This is a genomic window from Nocardioides marinisabuli, assembly GCF_013466785.1.
In the GTDB taxonomy this organism is placed as follows: Bacteria; Actinomycetota; Actinomycetes; order Propionibacteriales; family Nocardioidaceae; genus Nocardioides; species Nocardioides marinisabuli.
On record NZ_CP059163.1, the window covers coordinates 930,018 to 948,769 of the forward strand.

The window sequence follows — 18,752 nt, forward strand, 5'->3', positions numbered from 1 at the left end:
CCGGCAGGACCGGGGCGGGCTTCGGTGCGCCTGCGCTCAGGCGGAGACGGTGGCGCCGTTCCACTCGAACTTGCGGAAGGGCTCGTCCACGGGCGTGCGTGCCAGGTGGTTGGTGTAGTTCGACATCACCTTCTGGGAGACGCCGAGGACGACCTCGAGGACCTGGCGCTTGGTGAAGCCGGCGTCGAGGAAGGCCTGCACGCCGGCCTCGTCGACGTCGCCGCGGTCGCGGACCACGGCGAGGGTGAAGGTGCGCAGCGCCTCGAGGCGCGCCTCGGGCAGCGGGGTGCCGTCGCGCAGCGCGTCGGTGATGGCCGAGTCCACCTTCATGCCGTGCGCGATCGCGGTGTGGGCGGGCACGCAGTAGTGGCACGCGTGCTCGACGTTGACGCTCTGCCACACCACCGTCAGCTCCTCCTTGTCGAAGCTGGAGTCGAGGAAGAGCTGGTGGACCTGCTGGTAGGCCTCGAGCAGGCCCGGGGCCTCGGCCATCGTGGCGTGCAGGCCGGGGATCATCCCGTTCTGCTTGCGCGAGCGGGCCAGCAGCTCCTCGCTGCCCTCGGGTGCGGTGGTCTCGTCGTGCAGCTGGAAGTCGGTCATGGTGCTCCCTCTCGTAGCGGTCCGGCGGCGCGCGGCGGAGCGCGTCGTCGCTTCAGTACCGAACGGTACACAATGACTGGGCGATTCGCTACTAGGCGGTTCCAAAGTCGGGGGTGAGCGCGTACGATGGGCCCATGAGCACCACGACGACGCTGACGCCCAAGGGCTCGGTGGGCCGACCTCGGCTCTACGACGAGGAGACCGTGCTCGAGTCGCTGACCTCGCTGTTCTGGCGACAGGGCTACACCCAGACCTCCATGGCCGACATCGTGGAGGCCAGCGGCGTGCACAAGCCCAGCCTCTACCGCACGTTCGGGTCCAAGGAGGAGCTCTTCGCCACGGTGCTGCGGCGCTACCTCGCCGAGCGGATCGCCATGTTCGCCGCCACCATCGGGTCGGCCGGCGAGGGCGTCGCGGCGGTGCACGCGTTCCTGGAGGCCTTCGAGGCCGACGCGGTCTCCGAGCGCGGCCGCGACGGCTGCCTGATGGTGATGGCCTCCAACGAGCTGCGTGGCCAGCTGCCCGGCTACGACTTCGCCACCGACTACCGCCGCCAGATGCGCGAGCAGCTCGGCGTCCTGGTCTCGCGCGCCACCGACCCCGCCGACGAGCAGCTGGTCGGCAGCCGCGCCGACCTGTTGACCACCTGCCTGCTCGGCGTGCAGGTCATCCTGCGCTCCGGCGCCGACGCCGACGACGTCCACCGCTACCTCGCGGCGCTGCACGACACCGTCGACACCTGGTAGCCGCGGGCGCGCCCGGTGCCGACCCCCGGGAACGACGCAGGCCCGGCCGCGCGGGGCGCGGACCGGGCCGGGGGTACATCTGGTGGATCTGCTGCACGTGGTGGAGCTGAGGGGATTCGAACCCCTGACCTTCTCAGGGGCAGACGGTTTCCGTGGTGCCTGCGGGTGCCCAGAGGTTCCCGGTTGACCTGCGGTGATAGGCCGCCCCGTTGCCCGCTGGTGCGCAGACTACGACGAGACCCTCGCCTTGGCCGAGGCGGCTGGACCGGTGCGGTTTTCATCCTCCGCGCGGGACGGCGCCGGTGGGTGTCGTGCGCTACCGCTGGTTGTCCCGGGCGGGGTCTGCGCTGTGTCGGCCCGACGCAATCAGGCGCGGCGAGCAGAGCGGAGACCGCGCGCACCGCCAAGGATCGGCGACGCTGCGGGGCTAGTTGCTGGCGCCACGCATCGAGAATCCGAGTGGGAACCAGTCGGTGCGATACGTGCGTCCCGCCGCCTCATAGACGTAACGGCTCCGCTCGGTGAGCAGTGTGCCGGCGCGCGTCTTGCGGAGTTCGACGAACACGAGGTCGGAGCCCGAGGCTTCGTCCCCGCACCGGCTCCGCACCTCGTTCTCAGGATGTAGTTGCGCCCCCTGGGGCGTCTTGCGCAACCGGCCGATACGGCTGACGGGCATCGTGGTGAGCTCGGAGGAGGCGACCACGCCGATGTCGGTGATCTCGATGCCGCTGTCGGTGGGATCGAGCTCGATGCCGGTCAGCCGTACCGCGCCGCCGCGTCCCTCGCCTGTCGTCCCGACGGCCCCGCCTCGGCCCTCGAGGCACACGTTGGGGCCGTCCAAGGTGGCGTAGTCACCGACGTCGGCGCCGCGGAACCCGGAGACGGCCTCGCCGAGCATCAGCACCTGCACAGTGGAGGGGACCTCTGGCTGGGTCGCCGGCCCGGTGTCTTCCTCGGTGCCGCCCACGGAGCATGCTGCCGAAGCCACCGCAGCAGCCACGAGCGCTGGCCACAAGGCCCAGCCGCCCAGGCGTCTCAGGGGTGGGCCGCCACGCCCGGGGTGACCGTCAGCATCGTCCATGGGGAGATCGACTGTTCTGTGTGTCGGTGCGGCCACAGGGCTCCGTGCGCCGCTTCTTGGGACGGTAGTGCACGTACCTCGAGTGATGGACTCCGGCCTCGAGCTCGATGCGGTGCCGGTCGACCTGCGAGACCGTGCCCGGTGGCAGACCGTGCCGGCAGACCTTCGCAAGCCCGGCCTTGAGCTGCAGCTTGCCGCGGTCCTTCCTGCCCTTGATCCGCTGGACGTAGCGCAGGATGCGGTCGTACTTGTCCTTGAGATCCTGGGTTGTGTCGGCGAACAGCTTCACCTTGGCACCCTTGGGGAACAGCTTCTTGGCGTTCGCCGCCAAGGCGATTCGTGAGGCCCAACCGTCGAGTTTTCGTCGAGTGCGACGATCCTAGTCACTACAGAAAGAAGACCCCCGGCCGCGTTGTCGCTGGTCGGAGGTCTTCTCGGTGGTGGAGCTGAGGGGATTCGAACCCCTGACCTTCTCATTGCGAACGAGACGCGCTACCAACTGCGCCACAGCCCCATCGCGCCCGAAGACGCGGGTTGAACGCTAGCACCCGGGCCGCGCCGGACCGAATCCAGCCCCGCCCGAGTCGGGCTCAGGAACCGACCGCGCGCCCCTCGTCGCCCTGGTCGCGCTGGGCGCGGCGCTCACGCTCGGCCTGGTCGCTCTCGCGGGCCAGTGCGGCGTCGATCTCGGTGCGGCCCGAGGTCCACACGCCGGTCGAGTCGAGGTCGATGGTGCGCACGGTGCGGCGGGCCGCGGCGGGCTTCGTGACGTACGTCGGCAGGGTCACCGGCATCATCTCCCAGCCGCCGGTGGGCAGCTCGACCGCCTCCTCGGCCACCACCGGGACCTCCTCGGTGGCTGGCCCCTCCTCCTCGGCGGCCGGGGCGGCGGTCGCGGGGTCGACCGGCTCGCCCTGGGCGTCGTCGTTCTCGTCGGTGTCGCCGACGGGCACCGCCGGGATGCGCGCGAGCGGTCCGGCGAGGCCGGTCTCGCGGCGCACCATCAGCCGGCAGGCGACCAGCCAGGCGACCAGGAGCGCACCGGGCACGCCGAGGTAGCCGGGGGCCACGACCCCGGTCAGGGCCAGCACCCCCACCACCACGAGCGCCCCGAGCAGCGCCATCAGCACCCGACGGCGACGACGGGCGGCGCGGTTGGCGGCCTCGCGGCGCTGGGCCGGGGTCCGCAGCGGCGGCAGCGCCGAGGCGTCGAGCGAGGCCTCGACCGAGGCAGCGCTGGCCTTGGTGACCACCACCGGCGGCGCGGCGGCGCGACCGGGGGTGACGACCAGGCGCGCAGAGCGGCGGGTGACCGGCTCGCGGCGGGCCAGCACCCGCATGGTCTGGCTGAAGCGGTCGACCGAACGGCTGCGCACCACGTCGTCGTGGTGCTTGAGCGCCTTCGGGACCAGGTAGACGGCCCACGCCACAGCGAGGGCGACGAAGATCAGTGCGCTCAGGTCCACGGAGTCGACCCTAGGTCCGCTAGCGCAGGGTGGGGTGGATGTCTACACGTGTGTCGCAAATTGCTGGTGTGACTGGTGGGGTTTCTGGCCTCACAGACCCGGCGCTCAGCCCCCGACCCGGCTCACCAGCCCGCCGGGCGGCACGTCCTCGACGGTGACGGCGTAGAGACGGTGGTCGCGCCAGTCGCCGTCGATGTGCAGGTAGCGCGGGGCGTAGCCGACCTCGTGGGCGCCCAGCTTCTCGGCGACGCGCAGCGAGTTGGAGTTCTCGGGGCGGATCGCGATCTCGACGCGGTGCAGGCCCAGCTCGGCGAAGGCGTGGTCCAGCACCATCGCGACCGCCAGCGGCATGATCCCGCGACCGGCGAAGCGCCGGTCGATCCAGTAGCCCACCGACCCGAACTGCGCGGAGCCGCCGACCACGTTGTTGAGGGTCACCTGCCCGGCGAACTCGCCGCCGACCTCGACCACGAAGGGGTACGTCGTGCCCTGGCGCGCCTGGCGCCGCATCCGCCACACCAGCGCCCGGAACGTCGTGGGCCGCGGGTCTCCCCCCGGCGGGACGGTGGCGTCCCACGGCACCAGCCAGGTGGCGTTGGCCTGCCGGGCGCGCCGCCACGCCTCGGCGTCGGCGACCCGCATCGGTCGCAGCACCACCTCACCGTGGCGCAGCCGCACCGGCCACCCGCGCCGACCGCGCAGGCGGGAGCGGCTCAATGGTCGCTCCCGACGACCTGCTCGGCGGCGTGCACCAGCACCGGCGCCAGCACCTCGAGGCCGTCCTTCACCCCGCCGCGCGAGCCCGGGAGGTTGACCACCAGGCAGGAGCCGACCAGGCCGGCCAGCCCGCGCGAGAGCATCGCGGTCGGCACCCCCTTGGCCAGGCCGTGGGCGCGGATCGCCTCGGCGATGCCGGGCACCTCGCGCTCCAGCAGCGACCGGGTCGCCTCGGGGGTGCGGTCGGTCGGGGTCAGCCCGGTGCCGCCGGTGGTGAGCACCACCCGGGCGCCCGCCGCGACGGCGGTGGCGATGGCCTCGCGCACCGGGTCGCCGTCGGGCACCACCACCGGCTCGTCGACCACGAAGCCCAGCTCGCGCAGGGCGGTGACGATCAGCGGGCCGGTGGTGTCGTCGTACACCCCGGCCGCGGCGCGGTTGGAGGCGACCACGACCCCGGCGAGCAGGCTCACGGCCGCGCCCAGTCGCCCGAGCGCCCGCCGCTCTTGGTCTCGACCCGCACGTCGGTGATGACGGCGGCCTTGTCGACGGCCTTGACCATGTCGACCACGGTCAGCGCGGCGACCGAGACGGCCGTCAGCGCCTCCATCTCGACGCCGGTGCGGTCGGTGGTGCGCACGGTCGCGGCGATCTCGACGGCGTCGTCGGCGACCGCCAGGTCGACCTCGACGCCCGAGAGCGCGAGCGGGTGGCACAGCGGGACCAGCGACGGGGTCTGCTTGGCGCCCATGATCCCGGCCAGCCGCGCCACCGCGAGCGCGTCGCCCTTGGGCACGCCCTCGCCGCGCAGCAGCGCCACGACCTGCGCCGAGACCAGCACCCGGCCCGAGGCGCGGGCGGTGCGCGCGGTCACGGCCTTCTCGGAGACGTCGACCATGCGGGCGGCGCCGTGCTCGTCGACGTGGGTCAGCCGGTCCTGCCCCGGCTCGCCCGACGCGCCGGCCATCAGTGGCCGCCCTCGAGACCGGAGTCGAGGTGGATCACGCTGACCTCGGCGCCCGCGGGCAGCTCGGTGACGTCCTCGGGGACGACGACCAGCGCGTCGGCCTCGGCGAGGTCGCCGACCAGGTGCGAGCCCGGGCCGCCGACCGGGCTGACCCGGCCGTGGCCGGGCTCGGTGGTGGCGCGCAGGAACTGGCGCCGCCCGGGCGGCGAGGAGATCGCGTGGGTCAGCCGCATCGGCACCTGCGGGCGCGAGACCGGGGTCAGCCCCATCATCGTGCGCAGCGCCGGCAGCACGAACATCTCGAAGGACAGGTACGACGACACCGGGTTGCCGGGCAGCGTGAAGATCAGCGTGTCGTCCTCGCCGACCGTGCCGAAGCCCTGCGGCTTGCCCGGCTGCATCGCCACCGGGCCGAACCAGACCGTGCCCAGCGGCGCGAGCGCCTCCTTGACCACGTCGTAGTCGCCCATCGAGATGCCGCCCGAGGTCACCACGACGTCGGCGCGCACCAGCTGGTCCTCGAGGGCGTCGAGGAAGGCGCGCGGCTGGTCGGGCACGATCCCGACCCGGTAGGCCAGCGCCCCGGCGCGGCGGGCGGCGGCGGCCAGCAGGAAGGAGTTGCCGTCGTAGATCGAGTCGTGGCCCAGGTCGGTGCCGGGCTCGCGCAGCTCGGTGCCGGTGGAGAGGATCACCACCCGCGGGCGGGGCCGCACCGCGATGGTCGAGCGGCCGACCGAGGCCAGCAGCCCCAGGTGGCGCGGGCCGAGCACGGTGCCCTCGTCGATGAGCAGGTCGCCGACGGCGACGTCCTCGCCCGAGCAGCGCACGTGCTGGCCGTCGGCGGGCGCCTTGTCGATGCGCACCCGGGCCACGCCGCGGTCGGTCCACTCGTAGGGCACCACCGCGTCGGCGCCGGCCGGCATCGGCGCGCCGGTCATGATCTTGGCCGCCGTGCCCGGCGAGAGCGCCAGCAGGCGGGCGTTGCCGGCGCCGATCTCGCCAACCACGGGCAGCTCGACCGGGGTGTCGGCCCCGGCGCCGGCCACGTCGGCGCGGTGCACGGCGTACCCGTCCATCGCGGAGTTGTCGAAGGGCGGCAGCGGGATCGGCGAGACCACCGACTCGGCGGCGGCCAGGCCCAGCGACTCCATCAGGGGCTGCTGGTAGGCCGGCAGCGGGCGGACCGCGGCCAGGATCCGCTCGAGGTGCTCCTCGACGGTGATGGGCGCGTCAGGCATCCGGGTCGCCGCTCAGCACGGCACCCGGCTCGACGCGCTGGGCCGAGCGGCCCCCGACGGTCACGTCGCCGACCACCGAGACGCCGTGGCCGAAGGTGACGTCGCCCGCGATGCTGAGGCGCTGGGCCTGCTTCAACGACGGCGCGCCCTCGGGGAAGCGCTTGTCGAACTCGCCGACGAGCTTGTAGTAGGTCTCGTCGAGCTCGACGAACGGCACCTGCTCGGCCTCCTGGTCGAGCACGAAGTCCTTGCCGATGGCGTAGACGTCGGAGCGCAGCACCAGCAGGTCGTTCGTCGTCTTGACCGGCACGAAGCGGTCGCGGCCCACCTCGATCAGGCGGGCGCCCTCGAAGACCTCGATCGCCGCACCCATGGCGGTCTCGACCTGGATCACCTCGGGCGACTTCTTGTCGCCGGGGTCGACGTTCTTGACGTTCTTGATCAGCGGCAGGCCGAGGATGCCCTCGCGCTGGTCGAGGGCGTCCTTCATCGCCTGCAGGTCGAACCACAGGTTGTTGGTGGAGGTGAAGCGGTGCCGCTCGAGGTCGCCGAGCGCCGCCTTGTCCTCCTCGAGGGTCTGCGCGGTCTCCCGCAGCACGATCCGTCCGTCGCTCTTGCGGCGCGCGAAGTGACCGCCCTTGCGGTCCGAGGCGGTGCGCCGCACGGCCTCGATCGCGAACGGCGCCCCCGACGCGGCGAACCAGCCGGCGACCCGCGGGTCGGGCACGGCGCCGAGGTTGTCGGAGTTGGAGACGAAGACGTAGCGGTAGCCGGCCTCGATCAGCTGGTCGAGCAGCCCGGTGCCGCGCAGGGCGGTGTAGAGGTCGCCGTGCCCGGGCGGGCACCACTCGAGGTCGGGGTCCTTGGGCCAGCTGACCGGCGAGAGGTCCTTGACCAGGAGCTTGGGCTCCTTGTTCTGCAGGAACTCCAGGGGCAGACCCGCGACCGGCAGGTCGTCGTAGCGCGCGAGCGCGTCCATGGTGTCGCCGGAGGTGCGGAAGGAGTTCATGAAGATCAGCGGCAGCCGCGCCTGGTGCTGCTGGCGCAGGTGCAGCACCTGGCGGGCGATGATGTCGAGGAACGACAGCCCGCGGCGCACGCACAGCAGCGACTTGGCCCGGTCCATGCCCATCGAGGTGCCGAGCCCGCCGTTGAGCTTGATCACCGCCGTCTCGGTGATCGCCCTCGTGGCGACCTCGTCGTCGACCTCGACGTCGGCCAGCGACTCCATGTCGACCGGCTCGATGCTCGACTCGGGGATCATCCCGGTCTCTCCGTGCTCGAGCAGGCGGTAGTAGTGCGCGAAGGTCTCGACAGCGACCTCGTCGACACCGGCGGCCTTCATCTTCTCGCGGGCAGCGCGCAAGCCAGGGGAACCCATACGACCGATCGTAGGCTCGACCCGTGCCTCGTGAGCAAACACCCTCCGGGTCCGCCGCCGCGGCGGCCAAGACGGCGCTGCGCGACCGGGTCGTCACCAGCCGGCGCCGGCGGCCGCTGCCCGAGCGCGCGGAGGCCGCCCGGGCCGTGGCCGAGCACCTGCTGGCCAGCCCCGAGGTACGCCGCGCCGCCACCCTCGCGGCGTACGTCGCGGTGGGCAGCGAGCCCGGCACCGGGCTGCTCCTCGAGGCGCTGCGGGCCTCGGGCCGCCGGGTGCTGCTGCCGGTGCTGCTGCCCGACGGCGACCTCGACTGGGCGACGTACGGCGGCGAGGAGCACCTGCGCCGCGCCCCGCTCGGCCTGCTCGAGCCCGACGGCGAGCGGCTGGGCCCCGACGCGGTCGCCGGCGCCGACGTGGTGCTGGTGCCCGGCCTCGCGGTGGCCGCCGACGGGCTGCGGCTCGGTCGCGGCGGCGGCTCCTACGACCGGGCCCTGGCCCGGGTGCCACTGGGCACCTTCACCTGCGTGCTGCTGCACGACGACGAGGTCGGTCTCGACGTCCCCCGCGAACCGCACGACCGCCCGGTCACCGCCGCCGCCTCCCCCTCCGGCCTGACCCGCTTCTGACCACCGCTGCTCGCGCAGCGAGGGCCCCGCCGCAGGTTGAGCAGCGAGGGCCGAAGGCTCGAGCGTCGCCGAAACCCCGCGACCCCATGGCGTACAGGAGGCGCGCACCTCACCCGGTCTCGACGACGCTCCTCGCTGGCGCTCGTCACTGCTCGACCAACGACGACCCCCGCTGGTTGAGCAGCGAGGGCCGAAGGCTCGAGCGTCGCCGAAACCCCGCGACCCCATGGCGTACAGGAGGCGCACACCTCACCGGGCCTCGACGACGCTCCTCGCTGGCGCTCGTCACTGCTCGACCAACGAAGCGCCACCCGATGTACGACGAGCGCGCACCTCACCAGGTCTCGTCGCTGCTCGACCGACGGTCAGTCGGCGGGGCGCAGCACCAGCCGGTCCTCGGTGGCGTCGCTGACGGCGTCCTCGCCGAAGAGCCAGGGCAGGGTGTCGCCGACGGCCCAGAGGTCGGTCTGGTCGGTGTAGTGGGGGCTGGCGGGGTGCCCCGAGACGCCGGTGAGGTTGATCCACCGCGAGGCGTCCCAGTCGCCGGGGCTGGTGACCAGGCGCATCGAGGGAGCCGCGGTGACGGTGTAGCCCTCGGCGGCGTCCCACGAGCTGGCGTCGACGATGCCGGAGCCGCCGCCGACGCCCCAGTCGTCGCGGTTGAGGAGGGCCTCGACGGGGGCGATCCCGGACTCCCCCAGCGTGGCCGAGCGCAGGTCGAGGCGGTGCACGTGGCCCCAGGTCCAGCTCTCGGCGTCGCGCGCCTGGAGCCGCACGAGCTCGTCGCGGGCCTCGAGCATCGCCCGCTCGAGGGTGTCGTCGCGACGCTCGACCTCCTCGGTCACCAGGTCGTCCCACCACCCGTTGTCGGGCTCGTCGAGCAGGTCGGCGACCACGGCCATCCAGCGCTGGCCGCCGTCGGGGGCGAGGTCGGCGGGCAGCTCGTCGGCGAAGAGCAGCTCGAGCAGGTTGGCCCACACGACGTTGTAGTACGCCGCCGCGGCGGAGTGCTCGCCCTCGGCGGGCTGGCTGAAGTCCCAGTCGTCCAGGAGCGCCTGGCCGTCGTCGGCGTAGCCGCGCGGCAGGTCGACGTCGAGCAGGTGGGGCACCAGCACCGGGGCCATCGGGTTGCGGGTGTCGAGCTGGATCTCGAGCATGTCGTCGACGTCGACGGGCCCGGCCTCGAGACGGTCGGTGAGCAGGGAGCGGATGCGCTCCGAGCGGGCGCCCCGGTCCCAGTCGTCGGTGAGGAAGAAGGGGTAGCGCGGGCCGACGACGGCCTGGTTGGCGGTGATGACGAACCCCTCGTCGGGGTCGAGCACGCTGGGCAGGGCGTCGTACGGCACGAAGGCCCCGGTCCAGTCGTTCTCGGGCAGCCAGCCGGCGGACGGCACGGTGCCGTCGTTGCCCGACTTGCGGATCGGGATGCGCCCGGGCGCCTGGTAGCCGATGTGCCCCTCGGTGTCGGCGTAGACCAGGTTCTGGGCGGGGGCCTCGAAGTCGGAGGCCGCGGCGCGGAAGGCGTCCCAGTCGCTGGCCAGGTTGAGCGCCAGGATCGCGTCGGCGGTGGTGCCGGGCTGCAGCGCGGTCCACTGCAGGGCGATCGCGGCCTCCTCGTCCTCGGGGACGAAGGTGCCGATGTCGTCACCGGTGGCCTCGGCGACCTCGCCGAGCTGCTCGGCGACGTCGGAGACCAGCGGGCCGTGGCTGCTGGTGCGCACCGTCAGGCGCACGTCCTGGCCGCCCTGGACCCGGATGACCTCCTCGCGGATCCGCAGCGGGCGCAGCTCGCCGTCGTGGAGCACGTCCTCGTCGGTGACCCGCTCGACGAAGAGGTCGGTGACGTCGGGCCCGAGGTTGGTGAACCCCCAGGCGATGTCGGCGTTGTGGCCGATGATGACGCCGGGCACACCGGAGAAGGTGAAGCCGCTGACGTCGAGCGGGCAGGCCGGGCCGACGTCGCGGCAGTGCAGGCCCATCTGCATCCACACGCCGGGCAGGCTGGTGCCCAGGTGGGGGTCGTTGGCCAGCAGCGGGCTGCCCGAGGCGGTGTGCTCGCCCGCGACCACCCACGAGTTCGACCCGATGCCCTCCCCGCGGCCGAGCCAGGCCGGCATCCGCGCCAGCCCGTCGCCCAGGTCGCGCAGGGCGGAGCGCTGGTCGGCCTCGAAGCCCGGGCGCAGCGGCACCCGTGTCTGGCCGCGTCGCGCGTCCTGCTCGTAGACCTGGTCGACGACCGCGCCCTGCGTCACGATCGGGGTGACCTCGTCGTAGGGGTAGGCGGGGAACAGCGCCGCCGCCCGCTCCTCGCCCACCGCGTCGGCGCTGAGCACCCTCGCGATCTCGTCGTCCATGTTGCCGCGCAGGTCCCAGGCCATCGCCTTGAGCCAGGCCAGGGAGTCGACGGGGGTCCACTCCTCGGGGGTGTAGGTCAGCCCACCCAGGCGCAGCACGGAGTACTCCACCGAGATGCTCGAGGTGCCGCGGTCCTCCAGGTAGGCGTTCACGCCGTCGGCGTAGGCCTCCAGGAACGCGCGGGTGTCGGGGGTCAGCAGCGCGACCTCCTTCTCCGCCACCCGCCGCCAGCCCATGGTGCGCACGTAGGCGTCGCTCTCGACGGCGTCCTCACCGAACAGCTCGGCAAGCCGGCCGGCGGTCGCGTGGCGCCGCACGTCCATCTCGAAGAAGCGCTCCTGCGCGTGCACGAAGCCCTGGCCGCGCGCCAGGTCGCCCATCGTGTCGGCGTAGACCTGGGCGATCCCGTGCTCGTCGCGCAGCACCTCCACCTCGCCGTCGAGGCCGGTGATCTCGACCGTCCCGCCGGTCTGGGGCAGCGGACGCCGCACCAGCACGGTGGCGGTCGCCGCCGTCAGCACCAGGAGCAGCACCAGCCCCGCGGCGACGTACGCCGCCAGGCGCATCGGCAGCGGCAGCGCCCGGAAGCGTCGCCACGTGCCGCCCAGGAACCTCGCCACGGCCCCGGCGGGACCGCCCGGGGGCGGGGGCGAGGGGGCGTCGTCCGGGTCGGGACGCTGCCCGGCGCTGTTCGTCGAGGTGTCGGTCATGGTGGCGGCCATTCTGCCCTGACGTAGGATTAGCAGTCGGCGCAGCCGAGTGCCAGCGCCACGACTCGTTCCACCTCCACCAGTTCCAGCGCGCCCCCGGGCGCCACCCCCGCGGAGACACGATGCCGACCTACCAGTACGCCTGCACCGAGTGCGGCCACGCCTTCGAGCAGTTCCAGAGCTTCTCCGACGACGCGCTCACCACGTGTCCCGAGTGCGAGGGCCGGCTGCGCAAGCTCTTCAACGCCGTCGGCGTCGTCTTCAAGGGCTCGGGCTTCTACCGCACCGACAGCCGCGCCGACGCCAAGTCGGGTGGCTCCAGCAGCACCTCCGGCTCGTCCTCGACGAGCAAGGACTCCGGCTCCTCGAGCAGCACGTCCAGCACCTCGGGCTCCTCGAGAACCTCGGGCTCCTCGAGCAGCACGTCGGGCAGCACGTCGTCGAGCACCCCCGCCGCCTCCTCCTGAGCCAGCCCCGCGGGGGCCTGTGGAGGAGCGCCGCGCCCGCGGCCGCGACGTCCTAGCGTCGGCGGGTGCTCTCCGCCGACCCCCGCCACCCCGACCCGCCGCTGACCCCTACGCCGCGCCGCCCACGGCGTACGCCGCTCGCTGCTGGCCCGGCGACGCCCCCTGGCCGCGCTGCTCAGCGCGGTCGCGGTGCTGGCCGGTCTGCACGTCACCACGCAGCCGCCGCCCGCGACCGTGCCGGTGCTGGTGGCCGCCCACGACCTGCCGGGCGGGGCGGTGCTGGAGCCCGGCGACCTGGTCACCGTCGGCTTCAGCCCGGCCAGCGTGCCCGAGGACCTGGCCGAGGCGCCCCTCGGCGAGGTGCTGGCCGCTCCCCTGGCCCGCGGCGAGGTCGTCAGCCGCGCCCGCCTGGTCGGGCCGGGCCTCGCGCAGGGCGCACCCTCCGGCGTGGCGGCGCTCCCGGTGCGGCTGCCCGACCCCGAGGCGGTGGCCCTGCTGCGCGTCGGCGACCGGATCGACCTGGTCGCCACCGACCCCGCCGAGGGCGGTTCGCGCTGGTGGCGCTCGACGTCGCGGTGCTGGCCCTGCCCCCGCCCGACGGCGCCCCCGGCAGCGCCGCGTCGGGGTTGAGCGGCCGGGTGGTGGTCCTCGGCGTGCCCGCGCCGGTCGTCACCACGATCAGTGAGGCGGCGGCGCGGTCGTTCCTGTCCTACGCCTGGGCTCGATAGGGTCGTCACGGCCCGACCGGGTCGACCTCTACTACCGAGAAGGACACTCACCATGGGTGGATTCAAGAGCTTCGTCCTGCGCGGCAACCTCGTCGACCTGGCCGTCGCGGTCATCATGGCGACCGCCTTCGGCGCGGTGGTCACCACGTTCACGGCCTGGCTGACCGGCAAGCTGCCGAGCGGCGTCGAGGACATCTTCTCCAACAAGGAGAACTCGTTCGGCGCCTTCATGAACGCCGTGATCGCGTTCCTGATCCTGGCCGCGGTCGTCTACTTCCTGATCGTGCTGCCCTACACCCGGGCCAAGGAGAAGTACTTCCCCAGCCCCGCCCCGGGCACGCCCGAGGACACCGTCCTGCTGCGCGAGATCCGCGACGCGCTGATCGCCGGCCGGGGGACCCCGACCGCCTGATCCGTCCTACCCGCCGTGGTGCGGGGGCACCTGGGCTCGCAGCCAGGCGTCCCCGTCCCGGCGCTCGCGCTCGTCGTCCGAGCGCTCGTCGCTGGTGGTCTCGGGCAGCGCGTCGCCGAAGACCTCGGCCAGCCGCCGGCGGCGCTCCCAGTCGCTCTCGCCGGTCTCCGCCCCCGGACCCTCGGCCGGGCTCACGTGCACAGCCCCGCGGCCTCGAGGGCCTCGTCGGTGGCCAGCCCGTCGCCGCCGCCCGACCCCGAGCCCGAGCCGGAGCCAGCCTCGTCGTCGTCTTCGTCCGACGAGGAGGAGCCGGGCACCTTGCCGGCGGTGATCACGTCGCTGCGCAGCCGCTTGGTCAGCGGCTCGTCGGCGGCCAGCGCGTTCCAGACCCCGGCGGCGTCCTCGGTCCACACCAGCTTGTTGGGGTCGGCGGGGTCCACGGCGTTGGGGATGGTCATGAACTGGATCTTGTCGGGCCCGATCCCGCGGAACTCGTAGCCCAGCTGCGCGATCTTGACCAGGTTGCCGAGGCCCTCGTCGAGGGTGAGCGACTCGGTGGCGGCCTCGAGGAAGCCGAGCAGCCGGTCGGGGCGCGCCAGGGTGTCGGAGGACAGCACCGTGCTGGCCATCGATGCGATGAAGGCCTGCTGGCGCTTCATCCGGCCGATGTCGGAGCCGCCGGAGAGGGCGTAGCGCTCGCGCACGTAGTTGAGGGCCTGGATGCCCTCGAGCTTGCGGGTGCCGGCCTCCAGGTAGATGCCGTGGGCCCGGTCGTCGATCGTCTCGGGGATGCACACCTCGACGCCGCCCACCGCGTCGACCATGCCCTGGAAGCCCTCGAAGTCGACGACGACGAAGTGGTCGAGGCGGATGCCGGTGAGCTCCTCGAACTGCTGGATGGTGCAGGCCGGGCCGGCGAGCTGGAAGGCCTCGTTCCACATCGTGTAGGACTCGGCCGGGATCTCGGCGCCGCCCTCGGTGCGGCAGGCCGGTCGGTCGACCATCGAGTCGCGCGGGATGCTGACGCCGTACGCACGCTCGCGGTCGGCCGAGAGGTGCAGCAGCAGGGTGGTGTCGGAGCGCTCGCCGCCGCCGGTGAGGCCGTCGATGTTGTTCTCGCCCTCGCGGCTGTCGGAGCCCATCACGAGCACGTTGAGCGGCTCCTGCGGACCGGCGACCTCGACCTTGTCGGGGCGCTCGCCGACGATCTGGTCCTCGATGTCGAGGACGGTGAGGTTGTCGCTGTAGTGGCGGTAGAGGTAGGTGATCGTCAGCCCGGAGACCATGGCGAGCACGACCAGCGTGGAGACCAGCACCCGGGCCACGGTGTGGGAGCGGCGCGGCGCCGCGCGGCGCCGTCCGGCGCGCGCACCGGCGGCCACCGGGGTCGCCACCTCGGCGTTCGGCGTCGGGTCGGGCTGGGTCACCGCACGATTGTGCGGCGCCGCCCACCGCTGATCCAACTCCGCTCAGCGCTCTCTCAGGAGGGCCGCCTCGGACGGCTCAGCGGTAGAGGCGCACCGTGGCCTGCAGCGGCCGGTGGTCGGAGCGGAAGCCGCCGAGGCTGCGGTGGGCCGCGAGCTGGGCGCGGCCGGCGTCGATGCTCTGCTGGGCCAGGAACACGTAGTCGACCCAGCGCCCCTCCAGGGTCGCCGGCACCCCCGCCAGGCCGAGCGTCTCGTACGACGACACCGCGCGGCCCGCGAAGCGGCGCGAGATCCCGCCCACCGGTCGGGCGTCCCGGTCGTCGGCGTGGTCGAAGTTGTAGTCGCCGGTGCCGACGACGACGTCGCCCGACCAGGTGTCCCAGCGCTCGGCGAGCCAGGCCAGGTGGCGCTTGGCGTAGCGGGCGTTGATGTTGCGCCGGAAGCGCTGCCCGGTCTCGATGAAGTGGTTGACGTGGGTGTTGACGACCCGGACGGTCAGCCCGCTCGCCCGGTGGCGCAGCAGCACGCTGGTCACGTAGCGCGCCGCGAAGGGCCGCTGGGTCGCGCGCGGCCCGGCGCCGGGGTGCATCTCCCACGCGTCGCGCGAGAGGAGGGCGAACCGGTCGCTGCGCCAGGAGATGGCGTCGCCCTGGCTGCCCTTGGCCTCGCCGAAGTACGCCGTGCGCCAGCCCTGCTCGCGGTAGCGGGGGTGCAGCGCCACGAAGTGCTCGGTGTGGGCCTCCTGCCAGCCGACCACGTCGACCCCGCCGCGGGCGAAGATCCGGCTCATGTCGTGCTGGGTGTCGGCGCGGTCCATGTCGTGGAAGACGTTCTGGGACACCACCCGGATCGTCGCGGCGGGCTCGCGCCCCTCCAGGCGGGCGACCCGCTCGTGCGCCTCGCCGTCCTGCTCGGGGGTCCCCGGGCCCAGCAGCCCCGTTGTCAGCGCCAGCACGACGAGCAGCACGACGAGCAGCAGGGACAGCCCCGCCGCCACCCGTCCTCGTCGTCCCACGCCTCCATGATGACCGAGGTCTTTACCTTCGGCCCGGGCGGCCCTGCTTTCGTCCCCGCCGGCGGCTGCTGACAAAATGACCGCGCAGCCCCAGTAGCTCAGCGGATAGAGCAGCCGCCTCCTAAGCGAAAGGTCGCAGGTTCGACTCCTGCCTGGGGCACCCACCGGGTGAAGCGCGAGCCCCGCCCGCCCGCCAGCGTGGCGCCATGCAGACGTTCCTGCCGTACGCCGACTTCGCCCGCTCCGCCCGGGCGCTCGACCCCAAGCGGCTGGGCAAGCAGCGGGTGGAGTGCCTCCAGGTCGTGCGAGGTCTCACCGTCGAGGGCTACGGCTGGCGGCGCCACCCGGCGGTGCTGATGTGGCGGGGCCACCTGGAGGCCCTGGGCCGCTACTCCCTGACCTGCTGCGAGGTGTGGGTGGCCGAGGGCCGCGCCGACACCGTCGCCGACACGCTGCGCACCGACCTGGCCGCGGCCGGGGTCACCGAGGTCCGCGACCAGGCCGAGCTCGCGGCCGCCGGTGCCCTGCCGGCGTGGCTCGGCGACGAGGCGTTCCACCTCAGCCACCGCTCGGCGCTGGTGCGCAAGGACCCCGAGCACTACCGCCCGCTGTTCCCCGACGCGCCCGACGACCTGCCCTACGTCTGGCCGCCACCTGAGGCTCCCGCCCATTCGTCGATCGGTTGAGCAACGAGACGTCGCATTGGTCAACCGATCGACGAACCCGCAGTGCGGGGTAGCAGAGGGCTTCGCCCCTACAGGTCCAGGCGCAGCTGCGCCTCGAACTCCTCGGGACGCGCGACCAGCGCCTCCCCCGGCACGTCGACAGGCCCGGCGTCGGGCAGGTGCCCCTCCAGCAGGCCGTGGCGCACGGCGGCGGCGTGCAGGTCGGCGCGGAAGGCGTCGAGGTCGGCCAGCGCGTAGAGGCCGTCGATGCGGTGCTGCTCGAGCAGGGCGTGCATCCGGCGGAAGTCGCCCTGGCGGCTGAGCCAGCCGATGCCGTCGACGACGGCGAGCACGTACTGGTGGGCGAAGGACACCCCTGCCATGTCCATCACCTCGGTCACCGCCGCGGTGAGCTTGGAGCCGGTGGAGTCGAAGCCCTTGCAGGCCACCGCGATCAGCGCGTCCTCGAAGCCCGGGACCGCCAGGTCGGCGGGGCCGGTGTCGCCGTTGCGGCCCACGAAGCGCCCGCGCATCTCGTAAGGCAGGCCGAGGTCGCGCACGATCTGCTCGACGGCGTCCTCGATCAGCTTGCCCGCCACCCCGGCCCGGTTGGCGACCTGGCGGCTGGTGCCGCGGGCGGCCAGCACGTCGCCGAAGGTGTAGGTGCGGTGCCGCTGGGCCTCCAGGGCCGCGAGCAGCCCGAGCTCCTCGTCGAGCCAGACGACCACCCCACGCGCGTCGTCGCCGACGGCCTTGACCCACGACGAGGTGCCGAAGGCGACCCGCAGCAGGTTCTTGAGCTTCTCCTGCGACAGCCCGACGGTCAGGCCCAGCGCGGGCACGTCGGCCGGCCGGGCGCGCACCCAGCGGGTCAGCGCGTCGACCGAGACCTCCTCGAGCGCGCTCAGGCTCGCTCCCGCGGCCACGATCGCGTCGGCCTGCTCGGAGGCCTCGTCGACCGCGACGTGGGTGGTCAGGCGACGCAGCCGGCCCAGGTAGGCCTGCATCGCGGTGTCGTCGGGGCGGGGGTCGCTCATCGGGCGAGGAAGAGGTACTCGTCGACCTGGCGGCGCACGGCGGCGCGGTGGGTGCCGTAGTGGTAGGTGTGCGGCACCCGGCGCACCTCCACCTCGTCCTTGACCTCGCGCAGCAGCCGCACCAGCGTGTCGAGGTCGGGCAGCGCGTTGGAGGAGTACGACAGCACCAGCGGCGAGTCGTGGAACTGCTTGAACACCTCGCGGAACGCCTCCTCGATGGTGCGGCGCGAGGAGTACTTGGTGACCCGCTTGGGCAGCTTGCGGCTCTTGGTGTCCCACATGATCGTGTCGCCCACCCAGTAGCGCGAGAGCCCCTCGAGGAAGTGGAAGCGCTTGGTGTAGTCGTTGTCGTCGGCCGGCGGCGCGTACGGCGGGTCGAGGTAGACCAGGTCGTGGCGGCGCTGCGGCAGCTCGCCGACCTCGAGCGAGGAGACCGTGCACTCGCGCTCGCCCTCGAAGACCGCCGCGTTGTAGTCGGCGACCCGCTCGACGAAGTGCTCGCGCAGGCTCAGGCGCAGGTCGCGCCGCCCGTCGTCGTACCGGCTCAGGTCGCCGGTGAGCGTGAAGACGCCCCGCGGCTGCTTGCGCGCCGCGGCCAGGCAGAGCGCCGCGATCGCCACCGCCCGTGCGCCGCCGCCCATCGTGTCGATGTGGCTCCACGCCGAGTCGAGGAAGGCCAGGTCGTCGGGGGTGAAGTAGACGCCGGTGAAGGTGCGTCGCACGAAGTCGCGGTCGTCGGCGGCCGGGCCCAGGATGCGCGCCACGTCGTCGGCCGAGAGCCGCTCGTCGTGGTTGACCACGCCCGCGCTGGCCACCACTCCGGGGAAGCCGAGGTAGTCGTTGCTGTGCACCGACCAGCCCTGGTGCTTGAGCAGGTAGGAGACCACCCCGGAGCCGCTGAAGGCGTCGAGGGCCGTGCCCGGGCCGGCCGTCGGCGCCACGTCGGCGAAGGCCTGCGCCAGGTGCGGCAGCAGCTTGTGCTTGGAGCCCATCCACCGCACCCGCGGGAACACCGCCGCCCGGACGGCCGCGTCAGCGGGGGCGGGCAGCAGTCGGGGAGGCACGAGGACCATCTTGCCGCAGCCCGCCGACAGTCCCCGACAGCGCGCGCTGG

21 protein-coding genes and 2 tRNA genes are annotated in these 18,752 nt (G+C 73.2%); 7 read left to right on the top strand and 16 right to left on the bottom strand.

The genetic code is table 11. From position 1 onward, the window contains the following. Positions 1 to 36: 36 nt before the first annotated feature. On the bottom strand, positions 37 to 600 hold the full coding sequence (locus H0S66_RS04450) for a carboxymuconolactone decarboxylase family protein (RefSeq protein ID WP_179614326.1): 564 nt from the start codon (positions 598 to 600) through the stop codon (positions 37 to 39). 134 nt (positions 601 to 734) lie between these two features. On the opposite strand from H0S66_RS04450, the gene H0S66_RS04455 reads away from it, so the two are divergent. After that, a complete protein-coding gene (locus H0S66_RS04455; protein WP_179614327.1) occupies positions 735 to 1,346 on the top strand; it encodes a TetR/AcrR family transcriptional regulator in 612 nt (203 codons plus the stop codon). A gap of 427 nt (positions 1,347 to 1,773) precedes the next feature. Here H0S66_RS04455 and H0S66_RS04460 read toward each other — a convergent pair whose 3' ends face one another. From H0S66_RS04460 to H0S66_RS04500, 9 genes are all read right to left on the bottom strand, one after another. Next, entirely contained in the window at positions 1,774 to 2,313 is a 540-nt protein-coding gene (locus tag H0S66_RS04460; protein WP_179614328.1) for a hypothetical protein, read from the bottom strand. Between the two features lie 100 nt (positions 2,314 to 2,413). Continuing rightward, complete coding sequence (locus H0S66_RS04465; RefSeq protein WP_179614329.1) at positions 2,414 to 2,716, bottom strand: hypothetical protein; 303 nt, start codon at positions 2,714 to 2,716, stop codon at positions 2,414 to 2,416. A 149-nt stretch (positions 2,717 to 2,865) separates the two neighbouring features. Beyond that, positions 2,866 to 2,941, bottom strand: a tRNA-Ala gene (locus H0S66_RS04470). Between the two features lie 76 nt (positions 2,942 to 3,017). Continuing rightward, complete coding sequence (gene sepX / locus H0S66_RS04475) at positions 3,018 to 3,893, bottom strand: divisome protein SepX/GlpR (protein ID WP_179614330.1); 876 nt, start codon at positions 3,891 to 3,893, stop codon at positions 3,018 to 3,020. A gap of 105 nt (positions 3,894 to 3,998) precedes the next feature. After that, complete coding sequence (locus H0S66_RS04480; RefSeq protein ID WP_246305110.1) at positions 3,999 to 4,610, bottom strand: GNAT family N-acetyltransferase; 612 nt, start codon at positions 4,608 to 4,610, stop codon at positions 3,999 to 4,001. Continuing rightward, entirely contained in the window at positions 4,607 to 5,083 is a 477-nt protein-coding gene (locus tag H0S66_RS04485; RefSeq protein ID WP_179614331.1) for a MogA/MoaB family molybdenum cofactor biosynthesis protein, read from the bottom strand. Before H0S66_RS04485 ends, H0S66_RS04480 begins: the two co-directional genes overlap by 4 nt. Beyond that, the gene (gene moaC / locus H0S66_RS04490) at positions 5,080 to 5,577 is read right to left on the bottom strand and encodes a cyclic pyranopterin monophosphate synthase MoaC (protein ID WP_179614332.1); all 498 of its coding nucleotides are present in this window, start codon (positions 5,575 to 5,577) and stop codon (positions 5,080 to 5,082) included. Before moaC ends, H0S66_RS04485 begins: the two co-directional genes overlap by 4 nt. Further along, a complete protein-coding gene (gene glp, locus H0S66_RS04495; protein ID WP_179614333.1) occupies positions 5,577 to 6,815 on the bottom strand; it encodes a molybdotransferase-like divisome protein Glp in 1,239 nt (412 codons plus the stop codon). The genes moaC and glp overlap by 1 nt, the downstream gene beginning before the upstream one ends. Then, positions 6,808 to 8,196: a UTP--glucose-1-phosphate uridylyltransferase gene (locus H0S66_RS04500; protein ID WP_179614334.1), complete on the bottom strand. Its 1,389-nt coding sequence runs from the start codon at positions 8,194 to 8,196 to the stop codon at positions 6,808 to 6,810. Before H0S66_RS04500 ends, glp begins: the two co-directional genes overlap by 8 nt. A 23-nt stretch (positions 8,197 to 8,219) precedes the next feature. Between H0S66_RS04500 and H0S66_RS04505 the strand changes: the two genes are divergently transcribed. Beyond that, entirely contained in the window at positions 8,220 to 8,822 is a 603-nt protein-coding gene (locus tag H0S66_RS04505) for a 5-formyltetrahydrofolate cyclo-ligase (protein WP_179614335.1), read from the top strand. 365 nt (positions 8,823 to 9,187) lie between these two features. Here the strand turns inward: H0S66_RS04505 and H0S66_RS04510 are convergent, their stop codons facing one another. Continuing rightward, positions 9,188 to 11,887, bottom strand: a complete 2,700-nt coding sequence (locus tag H0S66_RS04510) for a penicillin acylase family protein (protein ID WP_246305111.1) — start codon at positions 11,885 to 11,887, stop codon at positions 9,188 to 9,190. A 122-nt stretch (positions 11,888 to 12,009) separates the two neighbouring features. Between H0S66_RS04510 and H0S66_RS04515 the strand changes: the two genes are divergently transcribed. The 3 genes from H0S66_RS04515 to H0S66_RS04525 all read left to right on the top strand — a co-directional run bounded on the left by H0S66_RS04515 (position 12,010) and on the right by H0S66_RS04525 (position 13,494). Then, entirely contained in the window at positions 12,010 to 12,354 is a 345-nt protein-coding gene (locus H0S66_RS04515; protein WP_179614336.1) for an FmdB family zinc ribbon protein, read from the top strand. A gap of 189 nt (positions 12,355 to 12,543) precedes the next feature. Further along, positions 12,544 to 12,984 (top strand): SAF domain-containing protein, encoded by a 441-nt coding sequence (locus H0S66_RS04520; RefSeq protein ID WP_180923786.1) that lies wholly within the window; start codon positions 12,544 to 12,546, stop codon positions 12,982 to 12,984. Between the two features lie 150 nt (positions 12,985 to 13,134). Further along, a complete protein-coding gene (locus tag H0S66_RS04525; RefSeq protein WP_179614338.1) occupies positions 13,135 to 13,494 on the top strand; it encodes an MscL family protein in 360 nt (119 codons plus the stop codon). A 6-nt stretch (positions 13,495 to 13,500) separates the two neighbouring features. On the opposite strand, the gene H0S66_RS04530 is transcribed toward H0S66_RS04525, so the two are convergent. The 3 genes from H0S66_RS04530 to H0S66_RS04540 form a co-directional block, all read right to left on the bottom strand. Beyond that, complete coding sequence (locus H0S66_RS04530; protein ID WP_179614339.1) at positions 13,501 to 13,689, bottom strand: hypothetical protein; 189 nt, start codon at positions 13,687 to 13,689, stop codon at positions 13,501 to 13,503. Continuing rightward, positions 13,686 to 14,921: an LCP family protein gene (locus tag H0S66_RS04535; RefSeq protein ID WP_258017093.1), complete on the bottom strand. Its 1,236-nt coding sequence runs from the start codon at positions 14,919 to 14,921 to the stop codon at positions 13,686 to 13,688. The genes H0S66_RS04530 and H0S66_RS04535 overlap by 4 nt, the downstream gene beginning before the upstream one ends. A gap of 76 nt (positions 14,922 to 14,997) precedes the next feature. After that, positions 14,998 to 15,936: an exonuclease/endonuclease/phosphatase family protein gene (locus H0S66_RS04540; protein ID WP_179614340.1), complete on the bottom strand. Its 939-nt coding sequence runs from the start codon at positions 15,934 to 15,936 to the stop codon at positions 14,998 to 15,000. 87 nt (positions 15,937 to 16,023) lie between these two features. Between H0S66_RS04540 and H0S66_RS04545 the strand changes: the two genes are divergently transcribed. Together H0S66_RS04545 and H0S66_RS04550 are read left to right on the top strand one after the other, a co-directional pair. Further along, positions 16,024 to 16,096 (top strand) — tRNA-Arg (locus tag H0S66_RS04545). Positions 16,097 to 16,142: 46 nt separating this feature from the next. After that, on the top strand, positions 16,143 to 16,622 hold the full coding sequence (locus tag H0S66_RS04550; protein WP_179614341.1) for an MSMEG_6728 family protein: 480 nt from the start codon (positions 16,143 to 16,145) through the stop codon (positions 16,620 to 16,622). Positions 16,623 to 16,690: 68 nt separating this feature from the next. Here H0S66_RS04550 and H0S66_RS04555 read toward each other — a convergent pair whose 3' ends face one another. Both H0S66_RS04555 and H0S66_RS04560 read right to left on the bottom strand, forming a co-directional pair. Next, complete coding sequence (locus tag H0S66_RS04555; protein ID WP_218876223.1) at positions 16,691 to 17,638, bottom strand: hypothetical protein; 948 nt, start codon at positions 17,636 to 17,638, stop codon at positions 16,691 to 16,693. Next, a complete protein-coding gene (locus H0S66_RS04560) occupies positions 17,635 to 18,702 on the bottom strand; it encodes a DNA adenine methylase (protein ID WP_218876224.1) in 1,068 nt (355 codons plus the stop codon). The genes H0S66_RS04555 and H0S66_RS04560 overlap by 4 nt, the downstream gene beginning before the upstream one ends. Positions 18,703 to 18,752: the final 50 nt, after the last annotated feature.

Excerpts from the sequence above, each read along its gene's own strand:
- H0S66_RS04450 (WP_179614326.1), bottom strand. The coding sequence starts at position 600 with ATGACCGACTTCCAGCTGCACGACGAGACCACCGCACCCGAGGGCAGC.
- H0S66_RS04455 (WP_179614327.1), top strand. The coding sequence starts at position 735 with ATGAGCACCACGACGACGCTGACGCCCAAGGGCTCGGTGGGCCGACCT.
- moaC (WP_179614332.1), bottom strand. The coding sequence starts at position 5,577 with ATGGCCGGCGCGTCGGGCGAGCCGGGGCAGGACCGGCTGACCCACGTC.
- glp (WP_179614333.1), bottom strand. The coding sequence starts at position 6,815 with ATGCCTGACGCGCCCATCACCGTCGAGGAGCACCTCGAGCGGATCCTG.
- H0S66_RS04500 (WP_179614334.1), bottom strand. The coding sequence starts at position 8,196 with ATGGGTTCCCCTGGCTTGCGCGCTGCCCGCGAGAAGATGAAGGCCGCC.
- H0S66_RS04510 (WP_246305111.1), bottom strand. The coding sequence starts at position 11,887 with ATGACCGACACCTCGACGAACAGCGCCGGGCAGCGTCCCGACCCGGAC.
- H0S66_RS04515 (WP_179614336.1), top strand. The coding sequence starts at position 12,010 with ATGCCGACCTACCAGTACGCCTGCACCGAGTGCGGCCACGCCTTCGAG.
- H0S66_RS04525 (WP_179614338.1), top strand. The coding sequence starts at position 13,135 with ATGGGTGGATTCAAGAGCTTCGTCCTGCGCGGCAACCTCGTCGACCTG.
- H0S66_RS04550 (WP_179614341.1), top strand. The coding sequence starts at position 16,143 with ATGCAGACGTTCCTGCCGTACGCCGACTTCGCCCGCTCCGCCCGGGCG.
- H0S66_RS04555 (WP_218876223.1), bottom strand. The coding sequence starts at position 17,638 with ATGAGCGACCCCCGCCCCGACGACACCGCGATGCAGGCCTACCTGGGC.